Annotated in this window: 14 protein-coding genes; 10 read left to right on the forward strand and 4 right to left on the reverse strand. The window is 67.7% G+C overall.

The window, feature by feature from the left end; all coding sequences use genetic code 11:
* The 6 genes from G3O06_RS30665 to G3O06_RS30690 all read left to right on the forward strand — a co-directional run.
* Positions 1 to 320 (forward strand): energy transducer TonB (locus G3O06_RS30665; protein WP_205818448.1); only part of this gene is annotated, 320 nt, incomplete at its 5' end.
* A 41-nt stretch (positions 321 to 361) separates the two neighbouring features.
* On the forward strand, positions 362 to 1,078 hold the full coding sequence (locus G3O06_RS30670; RefSeq protein ID WP_175004576.1) for a MotA/TolQ/ExbB proton channel family protein: 717 nt from the start codon (positions 362 to 364) through the stop codon (positions 1,076 to 1,078).
* On the forward strand, positions 1,078 to 1,488 hold the full coding sequence (locus G3O06_RS30675) for a biopolymer transporter ExbD (protein ID WP_009694203.1): 411 nt from the start codon (positions 1,078 to 1,080) through the stop codon (positions 1,486 to 1,488). The genes G3O06_RS30670 and G3O06_RS30675 overlap by 1 nt, the downstream gene beginning before the upstream one ends.
* A 34-nt stretch (positions 1,489 to 1,522) precedes the next feature.
* Positions 1,523 to 2,599, forward strand: a complete 1,077-nt coding sequence (locus G3O06_RS30680; RefSeq protein WP_205818449.1) for an ABC transporter substrate-binding protein — start codon at positions 1,523 to 1,525, stop codon at positions 2,597 to 2,599.
* Positions 2,596 to 3,813, forward strand: a complete 1,218-nt coding sequence (locus tag G3O06_RS30685; protein WP_205818450.1) for an MFS transporter — start codon at positions 2,596 to 2,598, stop codon at positions 3,811 to 3,813. Before G3O06_RS30680 ends, G3O06_RS30685 begins: the two co-directional genes overlap by 4 nt.
* A 213-nt stretch (positions 3,814 to 4,026) precedes the next feature.
* Positions 4,027 to 6,339: a TonB-dependent receptor gene (locus tag G3O06_RS30690; protein WP_205818451.1), complete on the forward strand. Its 2,313-nt coding sequence runs from the start codon at positions 4,027 to 4,029 to the stop codon at positions 6,337 to 6,339.
* 66 nt (positions 6,340 to 6,405) lie between these two features.
* Here G3O06_RS30690 and G3O06_RS30695 read toward each other — a convergent pair whose 3' ends face one another.
* On the reverse strand, positions 6,406 to 7,365 hold the full coding sequence (locus tag G3O06_RS30695) for a LysR substrate-binding domain-containing protein (protein ID WP_175004579.1): 960 nt from the start codon (positions 7,363 to 7,365) through the stop codon (positions 6,406 to 6,408).
* A 184-nt stretch (positions 7,366 to 7,549) separates the two neighbouring features.
* Here G3O06_RS30695 and G3O06_RS30700 point away from each other — a divergent pair, with 184 nt between their 5' ends.
* From G3O06_RS30700 to G3O06_RS30710, 3 genes are read left to right on the forward strand one after another with little or no spacing between them, the layout of a single operon-like run.
* Positions 7,550 to 8,671 carry a M20 aminoacylase family protein gene (locus G3O06_RS30700; protein WP_174979603.1) on the forward strand — a complete coding sequence of 374 codons (1,122 nt, stop codon included), beginning with the start codon at positions 7,550 to 7,552 and terminating at the stop codon, positions 8,669 to 8,671.
* Between the two features lie 50 nt (positions 8,672 to 8,721).
* Positions 8,722 to 9,510 (forward strand): ABC transporter substrate-binding protein, encoded by a 789-nt coding sequence (locus tag G3O06_RS30705; RefSeq protein WP_174979264.1) that lies wholly within the window; start codon positions 8,722 to 8,724, stop codon positions 9,508 to 9,510.
* A gap of 51 nt (positions 9,511 to 9,561) precedes the next feature.
* Positions 9,562 to 10,746, forward strand: a complete 1,185-nt coding sequence (locus tag G3O06_RS30710) for a porin (protein WP_205818452.1) — start codon at positions 9,562 to 9,564, stop codon at positions 10,744 to 10,746.
* A gap of 59 nt (positions 10,747 to 10,805) precedes the next feature.
* Here the strand turns inward: G3O06_RS30710 and G3O06_RS30715 are convergent, their stop codons facing one another.
* Positions 10,806 to 11,825, reverse strand: coding sequence for an NAD(P)-dependent alcohol dehydrogenase (locus G3O06_RS30715; protein WP_205818453.1), 1,020 nt, complete (start codon positions 11,823 to 11,825; stop codon positions 10,806 to 10,808).
* 126 nt (positions 11,826 to 11,951) lie between these two features.
* Here G3O06_RS30715 and G3O06_RS30720 point away from each other — a divergent pair, with 126 nt between their 5' ends.
* A complete protein-coding gene (locus G3O06_RS30720) occupies positions 11,952 to 12,863 on the forward strand; it encodes a LysR family transcriptional regulator (RefSeq protein WP_205818454.1) in 912 nt (303 codons plus the stop codon).
* A gap of 30 nt (positions 12,864 to 12,893) precedes the next feature.
* Here G3O06_RS30720 and csgH read toward each other — a convergent pair whose 3' ends face one another.
* Both csgH and G3O06_RS30730 read right to left on the reverse strand, forming a co-directional pair.
* Positions 12,894 to 13,214, reverse strand: a complete 321-nt coding sequence (gene csgH / locus G3O06_RS30725) for a curli-like amyloid fiber formation chaperone CsgH (protein WP_205818455.1) — start codon at positions 13,212 to 13,214, stop codon at positions 12,894 to 12,896.
* Between the two features lie 71 nt (positions 13,215 to 13,285).
* A complete protein-coding gene (locus G3O06_RS30730) occupies positions 13,286 to 14,659 on the reverse strand; it encodes a hypothetical protein (RefSeq protein ID WP_174979256.1) in 1,374 nt (457 codons plus the stop codon).
* Between the last annotated feature and the right edge of the window lie 66 nt (positions 14,660 to 14,725).

Raw genomic sequence — 14,725 nt, forward strand, 5'->3', positions numbered from 1 at the left:
TGGCTCCCGCGCTGGCCGCGCCCGCCGCACCCGTGCGCGAAACCGCACCGATCGGCGACGCGGCGTACCTGCGCAACCCGGCGCCCGACTATCCGGCGTTCGCGCAGGACCAGGGCTGGGAAGGGCGCGTCGTGCTGCGCGTGCACGTGCTCGCGAACGGCTCACCCGATTCCGTCGAGGTCCGCACGAGCAGCGGCCGCCGCATGCTCGACAACGCGGCGGTGGCCGCGGTGAAGCGCTGGACGTTCGTGCCCGCGAAGCGCGGCGACGAAGCGGTCGACGGCTGGGTCAACGTGCCGATCGATTTCAAGCTGGGCTGACCCGCCGGGCGGCCCGCCACATTTTTCAAGGAACTCACATCATGAACGGTATCCCGACCACCTTCATCGTCCAGGGCGCGCTCTGGCTGCTCGTCGTCTTTTCCGTCGTCACGTGGACGCTGATCGTCGTGAAGGCGATCCAGAGCCTGCGGGCGAGCGCGCGCAACCGGCGCTATACGAGCGCGTTCTGGGCCGCGAACAGCTTCCACGAGGCCGCCGCGCTCGACGGTGCGAACAGCCCGGTGGGCGAACTCGCCGCGACGGGCTTCGACGCGCTGCGGCGCGCCGACGAGAGCAGCGCGCACGATCTCGAACACAGCTGGAGCCGCCACGACCTGCTCGAACGGCATCTGCGCCAGCAGATCCACAACGCGCGCCGGCGCGAGGAGGCGGGGCTGGCGGTGCTCGCGTCGATCGGCAGTACCGCGCCGTTCGTCGGCCTGTTCGGCACCGTGTTCGGCATCATCCACGCGCTGACCGCGATCACGCACAGCGCGTCCGCGAGCATCGACGTCGTCGCCGGGCCGATCGGCGAGGCGCTGGTCGCGACCGGAGTCGGCATCGCGGTCGCGGTGCCGGCCGTGCTCGCGTACAACTTCTTCGTGCGCCGCGTGAAGGCCGCGTCGGCCGACCTCGATGCGTTCGCGACCGATTTCGTCACGCTCGCGCAGAAAGCCGGCTTCCGCGTGCCGGCCGCAGCCGCTGCGCCTGCGCCGGCACGCCGTGCCGGCGACACCCGTCAGGAGGCGTTCGCATAATGGCTTTCTCTTCTTCCTCCGACAACGACGACGTGCTCAGCGAAATCAACATCACGCCGCTCGTCGACGTGATGCTCGTGCTGCTCGTCGCGTTCATCGTCACGGCCCCGCTGCTCAACAACGCGGTGCATGTGAATCTGCCGAACACCGTCGCCACGGCGCCGGCCGATCGCAAGCCGAACGTCACCGTGAGCGTCGACGACAAGGGCGTCGTGTATCTCGACAAGCGCGCGGTCGCACTGGCCGCCGTGCCGGCCGAGCTGGCGGCGCTGAAGGCCGGCCGGCCCGACGTCGCGCTCGACCTGCAGGCCGACGAGCACGTGCCGTACGGCACCGTCGCGAAACTGATGGCCGCGATCGAGCATGCGGGCATCACGCGACTGTCGGTGCTCACCGCACCGCGCGGCTGACGCGCGGTTCACGATTTCCTTTCCGAACGCATCCATGAGCATCACGGCTTCCCCCAACGTCCAGTCGATCTGGTACACGCGCTGTCCGGTACCGACGCCGCTCGGCATTGCCGCGCATCTCGGCTGGCTCGACAGCGAATTCGCCGGCGACGGCATCACCGTGCGAGCGCTGCAGGAGAGCCAGCACGCGGCGCTGCATCACGCGCACGTCGATCACTCGCTCGACAACGCGTTTAGGCAGGGCGGCAGCATTCCCGCGCTGTGGGCGCGCGCGGCCGGCGCCGATACACGGGTGGTCGCGCTGACCTGGGTCGACGAGGCGCAGGCGATCGTCGCGCTGCCGGAAAGCGGCCTGAAGCGGCCGAAGGACCTGCGCGGGCGCCGCATCGGCCTGCCGCGCCGCGACGGCGAGCGCATCGACATCTTTCGTGCGGCGGCGCTGCGCGGTTTCGTCAGTGCGCTGTCGCTCGACGGGCTCGGCCCCGCCGACGTCGAATGGGTCGACGTGCCCGCGTCGAACCTGCGCGCGCCGGTGTCGACACCGGCGACGCGCGACGCGGCATTCAGCCATCCCGCGAGCCTGTCGAGCCGGCGGCTCTATGCGGCCGAAGCGGCCGCGCTCGTGCGCGGCGAGGTCGACGCGATCTACGTGAAGGGTTCGCTCGGGCTCGAAACCGCGCACCTGATCGGCGCGCAGCCGGTCGTCGACATCGGCTTTCATCCCGATCCGCAGATCCGCATCAACAACGGATCGCCGCGGCCGCTGACCGTCAATGCGGCGACGCTCGAACGCCATCCCGACATCGTCAGCCGCTTCCTCGCGCGCGTGACCGATGTCGAAGGCTGGGCGCGCGAGCACGAGCAGGAAGTGCTCGGCTATCTCGGCCGCGAGACGGGATCGGGCCACGACTGGCTGCGGCTCGCGTACGGCGCCGACGTGCACCGGCGGCTGCGCACGGATCTCGACGAAGCGTCGATCGCCGCGCTCGACGATTTCAAGCGCTTTCTCGTTGAATGGCGATTCCTGCCGGCCGACTTCGACGTGCGTGCGTGGATCGACCGGCGCGCACTCGACGGCATCGCGACGTTGTCTCGCGACGCCGCGCGGTGAGCGCGCCGGCACGCGTCGCCGACGCATGGCGGCGCGAGCGCTTCACCGGCGGCTTCATGCTGCTGGCGCTCGCGAGCGGCACGACGATCAGCATGGCGCAGCTCGCGACGACGCTGTACGCGCTCGCGCTCGGCGTCGACAGCGCGCGCCTTGGCATCATCGCCGCGATGGAGCCGCTCGGCATCGCGTTGATGACGCTGCCGGCCGGGTTGCTCGTCGCGCGCTACGGCGCGCGGCGCGTCTACTTCGTCGCGAGCATGGGGCCGATGCTGCTCAATCTCGTCGTGCCGTTTGCCGGCGCATGGCCGCTGATCGCGCTCACGCAAGTGTTGATCGGGTTGTGCATCCCGTTCCGGATCGTGTCGATCAACGGCGTGTTTCTCGCGCGTCTCGCGCAGATCGGCCTCGCGCGCGCCGGCTGGTACCGCGCGGCGATGTCGGTCGGAACCGGCATGGTCGGGCCGTGGCTCGCGAGCTGGCTGATCGGCGCGCATGGCGCAGTCGCGACGTTCTGCGCGGCATCTGCGAGTTTCGCGGGCATGGCGCTGTTCAGCCGGACGCTGCTGGGCGACGCGGAACCGGTGCCGTGCGGTGCGAAACCTGAATCCGGCGGCCTGCGCGCGTTGCTGGCGCTCGCATGGAGTCACGACGTGCGCGAGCAGCTCGTGCTGGAGGCCGTGAACAGCGCGACACGTTCGCTCGCCGGCGCGTATACGGTGGTGCTGGCGATCCAGTCGCTCGGGCTGTCGCAGACGAAAGCCGTCGCGTTGCTGACGCTGCAGGGCGTTGTCTCGGTGATCGCACTGTTCGGGCTCGGGCATGTCGCGCAGCGGATGACGGCGCGCCGCTGCCACGCGTTCAGTCTTGCCGGCGGTGTGGCGGGGTTGCTTGCGCTGGGCCTTGCACATGACGCATGGATCGTCGGCGCGGGACTCGCCGCGCTGTGTGCCGGATCATCGCTGCTGCATCTCGTCAACATGCAGCGTCTCGGCCGTCACCCGGCCGACAAGAGCCAGGTGTCGAGCCTCTACAACCTCGCGTCGATGACGGGCGCGTTCTGCGGCCCGCTCGCCGGCAGCGCGCTCGTGCCGAGCGTCGGGTTGCCGGGCGTGTTTCTGTGCTGGCTGCCCGTCGTCGTGCTGGTTGCGTTCGCGTTGCGCGTGTCGACGGGGCGGCGCGAGGCGTCGCAGTCCGTGACTGCAAAGCTCTCCTGACGACCATCGGATCGGGTATTGCGGGATCCGCACGGTGTTGCGTGACAAGCAGTTTGCTTCCCGTCACAGATGCGCATGCAGCAACACCTGCACCACACGCATGCCGGAAGCCCCGTGCGACGGGCTTCTCGATGCTGGCATCCGAATTGCAATAGGTAACCCGTGCGTCGCGCACGCACGTGCGTTCAACCGATCAAACAGGATGACTCATCGATGTTCAGGAAAAAACTAATCGTCACCGCGCTGGGGGGACTGCTGACGGGCGGGGCCGTATCGTTGCCCGCATGGGCGGAAGATGGCGCGGCGACGGCGGCACCGGACGCGAAACCGGCGCAACAGGGCGCGGACGATACCGCCGTGGCCGCACCGAAGGCGGCACGCGCGAACCGCGGCGCGGCCGCACGCGAAACGAACCTCGGCACGGTGACGGTGACCGCGCGCCGGCGCAAGGAGAGCATCCAGGACGTGCCGGTCGCGGTGAGCGCGCTGAGCGGCGACACGATCAGGAACAACGAGCTGCGCGTGGTGAACGACGTGACGAAGTACGTACCGAACTTCACCGGCCAGTCGACCGAAGGCCGCGAGCGGCCGCGCTGGTTCCTGCGCGGCGTCGGCAGCAACGATCCGTCGGACCTGTCGCTGAGCCCGATCGGCGTGTACTTCGACGACGTCTACATCAACAGCGTGTTCGGGCAGGGCTTCCCGCTGTTCGACCTCGACCGCATCGAAGTGCTGCGCGGCCCGCAGGGCACGCTGTGGGGCAAGAATACCGTCGGCGGCGCGCTCAGCATCACGTCGCAGAAGCCGACCTTCGACGTGAGCGGCTACGGCAAGATCGGGCTCGGCCAGTACAACAGCCGGCTCGCGGAAGCCGCGATCGGCGGGCCGATCGGCAAGAACGACGTGCTGGCCGCGCGCATATCGGTGTATCACGAGAACGCCGACAGCTTCTACACGAACACCGTGCAGCAGGGGCGCTTCGGCGGCTTCCACGACAATGCGGTGCGCTTCCAGGTGCTGGCCGTGCCGACCTCGGATACCGACTTCCTGTTCAACATCCACGGCCGCAACTACACGGGCGGCGGCAATGCGTGGCACGCGCAGGGCGCGGGGCCGGGCGGCGCGAACCAGTTCGGCTTCGTCGGGTCGAGCGATCCGTACACGGTGTCGCTCAACGCGCCGTCGAGCGATCACATCTCGACCTGGGGCACGTCGCTCACCGCGCACTGGCGCATCAACCCGGCGGTGACGCTGACGTCGATCACCGCGTTCGAAGGGCTGCACCGCTGGTACCAGGACGACGAGGACTATTCGGCGTTCGACGCCGCACGTTCGCATGACCGCCTGTCGAGCCGCCAGTTCTCGCAGGAATTCCGGCTCGAATCGCCGCAGAACGACCGGTTCAGCTGGCTCGTCGGCACGCACCTGTTCACCGAGCAACTGGCCGAGCAGGGTGCCGGCGGCGGCCTGCCGGGCTCGCCGTCGCCCGCGTTCTACCACCTGACCGACCTCACGCAGCACACGCAGAGCGCGGCGATCTTCGGCAGCGTGAAGTACCGGTTCACCGACCGCTTCAACGTGACGGGCGGGCTGCGTTACACGATCGAGCGCAAGAACATCAACCTGACCGGGCTGCAGGACACCGGCAACGTGACGTTCGGCAATCCGGGCAGCTGGTGGGATCCGTCGTCGGTGTCGTCGCCGCTCGCGGTCAGCGCGCGGCAGAACCAGACGAACACATGGCGCGCGCCGACCTGGGACCTCACACCCGAATATGCGCTCAGCAGCAACGTGCGCGCGTATTTCCGCTATGCGCGCGGCTTCCGTTCGGGCGGCTACAACGGCAACGCGTACACGCAGAGCACGGTGTCGACCGTGTCGCCGGAGTACCTGACCGACTATGAAGTCGGCATCAAGAGCGAGTGGTTCGACAAGCGGCTGATCGTCAACGCGAGCGTGTTCCACTACGACTATCGCGATATCCAGGTGTTCGCGCTCGCGCCGAACCCGTTCGGTGGCCCACCGGTGTCGACATTGTCGAATGCGGGGCAGGGGCGTGCGGACGGCTTCGAGCTGGAGCTGAAGGCGCAGCCGGTCAACAGCCTCTACCTGTTCGCGAACCTCGGGATGCTGAACACGCGCTACACGGAGTTCCGCAACGTGCCGACCGCCGTCGGCAACTCGTTCGCGCGCTCGCCGCATACGACGCTCAACGCGGGCTTCGACTATCGCGTGCCGGTGTCGTTCGGCACGCTGACGGCCGGCGGCGACGTGAACTACCGCAGCCGCGAATACTTCAGCGCGACGCGGCAGACGATGCCGCAGCTCTGGCAGGGCGGTTACACGGTGCTGAACGCGCACGTGTCCTACACGACGCCAAACCAGAAGTACATCGTGACGGGCTACGTGACGAACCTGACCAACAAGGCCTACAAGAAGCTCGAGCTGTTGCCGTCGTATGGCGCGTATCCGGTGCTGTACGGCGATCCGCGCACGGTCGGGATCACGCTGACCGCGAAGATCTGACGGGCGCCACGAGCAGGAGCATGAGACGCGTGCGGCGACGCGGCGACGGGCCGTGCTTGCCGCGCGTCAGATCAGCAGCGACAGCGTCCTGAACAGCGCGAGATCCGCCTTGCGTGCCGATCGCGCATGGCGGCGGATCACGTGCAGCAGGCAGTCGATGAAGCAGCGCGCCGCATCGCTCAGCGTGCTGCTGCGCCGCGTGACGATCCCGAGGTCGCGCGGCTCGAAGGTCTCCTTCAGCGGCAATGCGCGCATCCGTTCGCCGAACGACGGCACGGCCGCGAGGATCGTCGGGCACCACGTGCACATGTCGGCCTGTTCGAGCATCGTCTGCAGCATCGCCACCGACTGCGCGCGCACGATGCGCCGTTCGTCGATTTCGGCACCGTGGCGCGTGAACAGGTAGTCGACGAGCGCGGCTTGCCCGTCGGCCGCGAAATTCAGCACCCAGTCGTGGTCGAGCAGGTCGTGGATCGACCGCGCGTGCTCGCGCGGATGGCCGGCGCGCACCATCACCGAGGTTTCGTAGCGCAGCATCGGCTCGAACGCGAACTCCTGCGTGCCGCCCGGTTGCACGTGCCCGAGCGCGAAGTCCATGCTGCCGTCGCGCAGCAGCGGCTGCGCGACGGCCATCAGCGCTTCGTAGAGTTCGAGGCGCACGTCGGGCATCCGCTCGCGAAAGCGCAGCACCGTTTCCGCGAGGAACGTCATCGTGAGCCACGGCGTGACGCCGATGCTCAGCCGGCCCTCGACGCGGCCGCGCATGCGTTCGAGATCGCTCTGCGCGTGTTCGAGCTGTTTCAGCACGAGCTTCGCGTGCGTGAGCAGCGTCTTTCCGTATTCGGTGAAGCCGATCCCCTCCGGCGCGCGGACCAGCAGCGGCAGGCGCTCGCTGGCCTCCAGCTCGCGCAGCGCGCGTGTGACGGCGGCCTGCGACAGCCCGAGCGTGCGTGCCGCGCCGCGGATGCTCCCGGCCTCCGCGCTCGCGACGAGCGCCTGCAACTGATGCAGCTTGATCGTGCTCATGGTGCGATACCCGACAACGAAAGGTTGTCATCATAACGAAACCGCGGCTGTTCGCCGGGATTTTCGCTGCCTACGATGCGGCCACGATCGGTCATTCGGGCGATCGGCAACCGGAGTGCATCGAGGAGAATCGGGGTTGGACCACAAACCTATCCAGACGGAAATGGCGGCCATCGAGACGGAAATGATCGCGCTGCGCCGCCGGCTGCACGCGCATCCGGAGCTCGGCTTCGAGGAACATGCGACGAGCGACCTCGTGGCCGATTTCCTGACAACGTGGGGTTATCGGGTGACGCGCGGGCTCGGCGGCACGGGCGTGGTCGGTACATTGACGCGCGGCCCCGGGAAACGGCTCGGGCTGCGCGCGGACATGGACGCGCTGCCGATCCGCGAGACGACCGGGCTGCCGCATGCAAGCCGGTACGACGGCGTGATGCACGCGTGCGGCCACGACGGTCATACGGCGATGCTGCTCGCGGCGGCGCGCTGCCTGGCCGAGCGCGCCCGCTTCACGGGCACGCTGAACCTGATATTCCAGCCGGCCGAGGAAGGGCTCGGCGGCGCGAAGCGGATGATCGACGACGGGCTGTTCGAGCGGTTTCCGTGCGATGCGGTGTTCGCGATGCACAACGTGCCGGGCCTGCCGGCCGGCGTGCTCGGTTTTTGCGACGGCCCGGCGATGGCGTCGGCCGACGAGGTGCGCGTGCGCGTGACCGGGCGCGGCGGGCATGGCGCGGCGCCGCATACGACGATCGATCCGGTGGTCGTGTGCGCGTCGATCGTGATGGCGCTGCAGACCGTCGTGTCGCGCAACGTGAACCCGCAGGACCTGGCAATCGTGACGGCCGGTTCGATCCATGCGGGCACCGCGTCGAACGTGATCCCGCCGCATGCGGATCTGGAACTCAGCGTGCGTGCGCTGTCGCCGGACGTGCGCGCACTGCTCGAACGGCGCATTCGCGAGATCGTGCACGGGCAGGCCGCGAGCTACGGCGCGACGGCCGAGATCGACTACCGGCACGAGTACCCGGTGCTCGTCAATCACGCGGCGGAAACCGCGTTTGCGCGCGACGTCGCCCGCGAATGGGGCGGCGACGCCGCACTGATCCCGCATCTGCGGCCGATCGCGGCCAGCGAGGATTTCGCGTTCATGCTGAACGCATGCCCCGGCAGCTACCTGTCGATCGGCAACGGCGACGGCGCCGCCGGATGCGGGCTGCACCATCCCGGCTACGACTTCAACGACGCGTGCCTCGCCACGGGCGCGAGCTACTGGATTGCGCTGGCGGAACGCTACCTCGCGTGATGGCCTCGCACGGATTTGACTGACGATTCACACAAGGAAGGAGACTGGCAATGAAGCAGTGGAAACGGATGGCGGCGCTCGCGGTGGCGCTGGCGGCAGGGGCGGCGCATGCGGGCGACTGGGCGGGCAAGGAGATCCGCCTCGCGGTCGATCCGACTTACCCGCCGCTCGAATACAAGTTGCCCGACGGCACGCTGACGGGCTTCGGGATCGACATCACGAACGCGTTGTGCGCGGAGCTGCATGCGCGCTGCGTGTGGGTCGAGTCGAGCTTCGACGGGATGATTCCCGGGTTGCTCGCGCGCAAGTTCGACGTGATTGCATCGTCGATGACGATCACGCCGAAGCGGCAGCAGCAGATCGCATTCACGAACCGCATCTCGAATGCGCCGGCGCGCCTCGTCGCGCGCAAGGGTTCGCCGCTGCTGCCGACGGCCGACGCGCTGAAGGGCAAGCGCGTGGGCGTCGAGCAGGGTTCCGCGCAGGCCGACTACGCGATCGCGAACTGGCAGCGGGCCGGCGTGCAGATCGTGTCGTACCAGAACCAGGACCAGGTCTATGCCGATCTCGTGACGGGCCGGCTCGATGCGGCGTTCCAGGCATCGATCGCGGCGAACGACGGCTTCCTGAAGAAGCCGCAGGGCAAGGATTTCGCGTTCGTCGGCGGCGCGATCGACGACGTGAAGTACTTCGGGCAGGGCGACGGGCTCGGGCTGCGCAAGCAGGACAACGACCTGCGCGACGCCTTCAACCGCGCGCTTGCGACGATCCTCGCGAACGGCACGTACCAGCGTATCAACAAGAAGTACTTCGATTTCGACATCTACGGCGCGAAGTAAGCGGCGACGCCCGTCAGGGGGCGGAAACGACAATATAAATAAGGATTACGGATGAACTGGAGATTGTTTTTCGTCGCGATTCCGGTGCTGTGCGCAGCGCCCGCGTTCGCGCAAGGCAGCGTCACACTGTACGGCCTCGTCGATGCAGGCATCGACTACACGAACAACGTCGGCGGCCACAGTGCGTGGCAGATGGCGAGCGGCTTCGCGCAGGGCAGCCGCTGGGGGCTGAAGGGCACCGAGGATCTGGGCGGCGGCTACAGCGCGCTGTTCCAGATCGAGAATGGCTTCAACGTGAACAGCGGCACGCTCGCGCAGGGCGGCCGCATGTTCGGGCGGCAGGCCTACGTCGGGCTCGGCAGCGCGCGTTTCGGCACGCTGACGCTCGGCCGGCAATACGACGCGGTGGTCGACTTTCTCGCGCCGACGACCGCGAACGGCAGCTGGGGCGTCTATCCGTTCTCGCATCCGCTCGACAACGACAACACCGGCAACACGTTTCGCGTGAACAACACGGTGAAGTATGCGAGCCCGGATTTCGCCGGCTTCTCGTTCGGCGGTACGTACAGTTTCAGCAACGACACGGGCTTCGCGAACAACCGGCAGTGGAGCGTCGGCGCGCAGTACGAGCAGGGCGGGTTGCTCGTCGGCGCGGCGTTCCTGAATGCGGACAACCCGGGAGCGACGTCGGGCGGCGCGATCGCGGGTTCGGGATCGGTCGGCGCCGATGCGAACTTCGCGTCGGCACGGCTGCGGATCTTCGGTGCGGGCATCAACTACACGGCGGGGCCCGCGACGGTCGGGTTCGCGTACACGAACAGCAACGTCACGCGTCCGACCGCGAACGTCGGCTACCTGTTCGGCGACGAAACGATCGAGCCGGTGACTGGCCCGCTCGCGGGCGGCACGGTGTCGTCGATCAAGTACCAGAACTTCGAGGTGAACGGCAAATACCAGTTCACACCCGCGCTGTTCGTCGGCGCGCAGTACGTGTACACGACGGTGCGCTATGACGCGACGACGGGCACCGCGAAGCCGAAGATCCATTCGCTCGGGCTGATGGCCGACTACAACCTGTCGAAGCGCACGGACGTGTACCTGATGGGCGCGTACCAGCGGATCGCGGGCGATGCGACGGGTTCATCGCTCGACCAGGCCTATGTTCCCGGCGCGGCGGACCTGTCGTCGACGTCGAAGCAACTGATGGTGCACGCGGGGATCCGTCACAAGTTCTGACGGCGCGATGAGGGGAAGGGCGGCGGGCGCGGCACTGCACCGCCCGCCGCCCGTCACGCTTACTGCGCGACGCGAATCACGACCTTGCCGAAGTGCTGCCCCGACTGCAGGTATGCATACGCCTGCGGCACTTCGTCAAAGCCGAACACGCGATCGACCACCGGCTTGATCTGCTTCGCGTCGACGAGCCGCACGACGTCGTCGAGCATCGCGCGGCTGCCGACCATGATCCCGTGCAGTTGCCGGATCCCGCCGATCAGCGACAGCAGCCCGAGGTCGGGGCCGGCGAAGCTGCTGAGGCCGCCGATCACCGACACGATCCCGCCCATCTTCGTCGCGGCGACCGAGCGCGGCAGCGTGTCCTTGCCGCCGACTTCGACGACCAGATCCGCCCCTGCGCCGCCGGTGAGCCGCAGCACTTCGTTTTGCCATTCGGGCGTCGTGCGATAGTTGATGGTTGCGTTCGCACCGAGTGCGCGGGCGCGCTCGAGCTTCTCGTCGCTCGACGACGTGATGATCGTGCGCAGCCCCGCCGCATGCGCGAGCTGCAGCGCGACGATCGACACGCCGCCCGTGCCGAGCAGCACGACGGTCGCGCCGGGCCCCAGGCGGCCGTCGGCGAACAGCGCGTTCCACGCGGTGATGCCCGCGCAAGACAGCGTCGCCGCTTCGTCGTAGTTCAGATGCGAGGGAATCGCGACCAGCGCGGCTTCATCGGACACGAAGTGTTCGGCCAGCACGCCGTCGAATTGCGCGCCGGGCGACCCCGACGTTTTCTGCGGCGTCGGCGGCCCGTCGATCCAGTGCGGGAAGTACGTGTTGATCACGCGATCGCCCGGCTTGAAGCGCGTGACGTCGCGGCCGGTTTCGATGACTTCGCCGGCGCCGTCGGCAACCGGAATCATCGCGTCCGTGCCGATGCCGAGGTAGTCGCCGCGGGCGAACATCAGGTCGCGGTAGTTCAGTCCGGCCGAGTGGATCTTCACGACGACGTCGGTCGGCCCGACCGCGCGGCGTGTCGCGTCGATGCGCCGAAGCCCGGCCACGCCGTCGCCCGGTTTCACTTGGCATGCGTGCATGTCGACTCCTTTTCGAGATAGAGCGGACTATCATAGTGTTGCGCACGGGGACGCATTGGCGAGAATTTGGCCAACGACTGTCGCCTGTGTGGACACAAACCTGTGACCCAACCGGAGCGGAATGGCATGGACGAGCGGCTGAGAGGCGTCGCCGAATTTGTCGACGTGGTGGAGTCGGGCAGCTTCGCGGCGGCGGCGCTGCGGCTGGGCGTCACGCGCTCGGCCGTCGCGAAGGTCGTCGCGCGGCTCGAACGCCGTCTCGGCACACGGCTCCTGCAGCGCACGACACGCCAGCTCGGCCTGACCGACGAAGGGCTCGTCTATTACGAGCAGTGCCGGCGGCTGCTGGCCGAACTCGGCGAGACGGAGGCCGCGCTCGACGCGGGGCAGCGTGAGCCGGCGGGGCGGCTGCGCGTCAGCGTGCCCGTGCTGTTCGGGCGGCAATGCGTGGCGCCCGTCATGCGGCGCCTCGTGGAGCGCCATCCGCGGCTCGAAATCGACGTGTCGTTCAGCGATCGCGTGGCCGACCTGGTCAACGACGGGTTCGACATCGCCGTGCGCATCGGCGAGCTCGCCGATACGAGCGCGCTCGTCGGCCGGAAGCTCGGCGTGCAGCGCATGGGCATCTGCGCGTCGCCGGCGTATCTCGAACGTCATGGCCGGCCGGCGGGGCTCGACGCACTCGCGTCGCACGTCGGCATCGCATATTCGCGCGGCGGACAACCGACGCCGTGGCGGGTTGTCGGCGCGGACGGCGCGGTACACGACCATCGCCCGGCGGGCCGCCTGCGGCTCGACGACCTGCAGGCGATCGCCGATGCGGCCGCCGCCGGCGCGGGCCTCGCGTGGCTGCCGTGCTGGCTGATGGCGCCTTACCTGCGCGACGGCCGCCTCGCGCTCGTGCTGGACAGCAACAGCGTATCGGGTGCCGAAGTGTTCGCGGTGCGGCCGGCATCGCGCCAGGTACCGTCGAAGGTGCGCGTCGTCATCGATGCGCTCGTCGACGAGATACCGCGCATGCTGGCGTCGGACGATTGAGGCGGGCGCGACAGGCCTGCGCCGCGCCGTTTAACCCGGTGCTCGATGCGGATTGCAATCCACCGAATACTCCGCTTGTTCGCCATTGACGTGCAGCACCAGCGTCGCCATGCAGATATCGCCCGAACCGACGCTCAGCCGCAGCGTCGCGAGCGGCTGATCCTCGCCGCCCGCGAGTCGCGATTCGCCGGAGCGCGTCAGCGAGGCCGAGCCCGCACCGCCGGTTTTCGTGATGCGCAGGCTGTACGACACGTCGACCGGTGCGGCCGCCCGCACGTGCGGCACGATATTCACGCCGCCGGCACTGGCGGCGATGTCGAAATAGGCGTTGAGATCGTGAATGCCAACCATGATCGTCCCCTGTCGAATGAAAAAAAGGCCGAACGGGCATCCGTCCGGCCTTTTCGCTACGCCGGCGATGCTTAGTGCTGCTTGACCGAGACGGTGTTGTTGAAGCCGCTCTGGTTGATGCTCGCGTAGTTCCCGTTGCCTTGCTGCAGCAGCGAGGCGTTGTTGTTGTAGCCGATCTGCGTCACGTAGCCCTGGTTGCCGGTGCCCGAGACTTGCGATGCGTTGATGACGTTGAAGCCACCGATTTCCGAGAGGCTCAGCACGTCATTCGCACCCGTCTGGGACGCATTGGCGTAGTTGCCGATGTCGCCCGACTGGCTCACCGTCGCCAGCGAACCCGCTGCCGACTGTGCCACGTACGCCTGGTTGTAAGCCGAACCCTGCGTAATGGCTGCCGTCGAACCGGCCGAGCCGCTTTGCGTGATCGCCGCCGTGTTGCCCGCGGCGGTTTGCGTAATGGACGCGCTGTTGCCGTAGCCGAACTGCTGCGTGATCGTCGCGGTGTTCGACGCGGCCGACTGGTTGATCGTCGCGTTGTCGCCGAACTCGAACCACTGATTGACCGTTGCGTTGTTGTTGTCCGCGGTTTGCGTGATCGAGGTCGTGTTGGCGAGTGCCGCGAACTGGTTCACCGTTGCGTTGTTGCCGCTCAGGCCGCCCGATTGCGAGATCGTCGTCTGGTTGTTGGCGCCGGCCGTCGACGTCACGTTGGCGGTTTCGGTGCCGCTCTGGGTCGTCGTGACGTTGTCGCCGATCTCGGCGAACTGCGTCACGTTCGCGTTGGTCGTGCCGCCCGTTTGCGTGATCGACGTCGTGTTGCCGCCGCCCCAGGTCGTCTGGACATTCGCGGTGCCGTTGTTGCCGGTCTGCGTGATGCCGACGGTGTTGGCGAAGGTGTCGGTCTGCGCGACCGTCGCGTTGTTGCCGATCGCCGACTGGCTCGGCGAGCCCTGGTTGATCGTCACGCTGTTCCAGCCGCCGCCCTGCTGCGAGATCGATGCGCTATCGATGTAGCTGTACTGGTTGATCGTGTTGGTGTCGTATTGCGGGCCGCCCGTGTACGCCGACGTCGTTTGCGTGATGTTCGCCGAGAAATCGCCGCCGCCGGACTGCGTCACGTAGTTCCGCTCGTTCGACGTGCCCGTCTGCGACACGTTCACGCTCGAGTACGGCTGCGCCCACCAGGAGTTCTGCTGGATCACGGTCGTATCGCCGCTGCCGCCTTGCGTCGTCACGTTGGCGACGAACCCGTAGCGCGGATCGTTGCCGTATGCCGACTGGGTAATCGACACCGAATCCCCGGACGTTGCCGTCTGTTCGACGGTTGCCGAGTTGAAGTTGCCGGTTTGCCCGATGTTCACGGTGTTACCCGACGAATCGGCCTGTGCGGCAGCCGATGCGAGCATCAGCACGGCGATTGCGATTGCAGACTTGGTCACCTTCATTTGTTGCTCCTGATTCGAAAGAAAATTCGCCGGAAAAGTCGGTCTTTTACCGGCACCCCCGCCAAT

Origin of the sequence: Burkholderia sp. Ac-20345 (assembly GCF_017104825.1) — a bacterium.
Lineage (GTDB): Bacteria > Pseudomonadota > Gammaproteobacteria > Burkholderiales > Burkholderiaceae > Burkholderia > Burkholderia lata_B.

Bases quoted from the DNA above. Each gene is read 5' to 3' on its own strand.
- G3O06_RS30675 (WP_009694203.1), top strand. From the start codon at position 1,078: ATGGCTTTCTCTTCTTCCTCCGACAACGACGACGTGCTCAGCGAAATC.
- G3O06_RS30705 (WP_174979264.1), top strand. From the start codon at position 8,722: ATGAAGCAGTGGAAACGGATGGCGGCGCTCGCGGTGGCGCTGGCGGCA.
- G3O06_RS30670 (WP_175004576.1), top strand. From the start codon at position 362: ATGAACGGTATCCCGACCACCTTCATCGTCCAGGGCGCGCTCTGGCTG.
- csgH (WP_205818455.1), bottom strand. From the start codon at position 13,214: ATGGTTGGCATTCACGATCTCAACGCCTATTTCGACATCGCCGCCAGT.
- G3O06_RS30715 (WP_205818453.1), bottom strand. From the start codon at position 11,825: ATGCACGCATGCCAAGTGAAACCGGGCGACGGCGTGGCCGGGCTTCGG.
- G3O06_RS30700 (WP_174979603.1), top strand. From the start codon at position 7,550: ATGATCGCGCTGCGCCGCCGGCTGCACGCGCATCCGGAGCTCGGCTTC.
- G3O06_RS30730 (WP_174979256.1), bottom strand. From the start codon at position 14,659: ATGAAGGTGACCAAGTCTGCAATCGCAATCGCCGTGCTGATGCTCGCA.
- G3O06_RS30710 (WP_205818452.1), top strand. From the start codon at position 9,562: ATGAACTGGAGATTGTTTTTCGTCGCGATTCCGGTGCTGTGCGCAGCG.
- G3O06_RS30695 (WP_175004579.1), bottom strand. From the start codon at position 7,365: ATGAGCACGATCAAGCTGCATCAGTTGCAGGCGCTCGTCGCGAGCGCG.
- G3O06_RS30680 (WP_205818449.1), top strand. From the start codon at position 1,523: ATGAGCATCACGGCTTCCCCCAACGTCCAGTCGATCTGGTACACGCGC.
- G3O06_RS30720 (WP_205818454.1), top strand. From the start codon at position 11,952: ATGGACGAGCGGCTGAGAGGCGTCGCCGAATTTGTCGACGTGGTGGAG.
- G3O06_RS30690 (WP_205818451.1), top strand. From the start codon at position 4,027: ATGTTCAGGAAAAAACTAATCGTCACCGCGCTGGGGGGACTGCTGACG.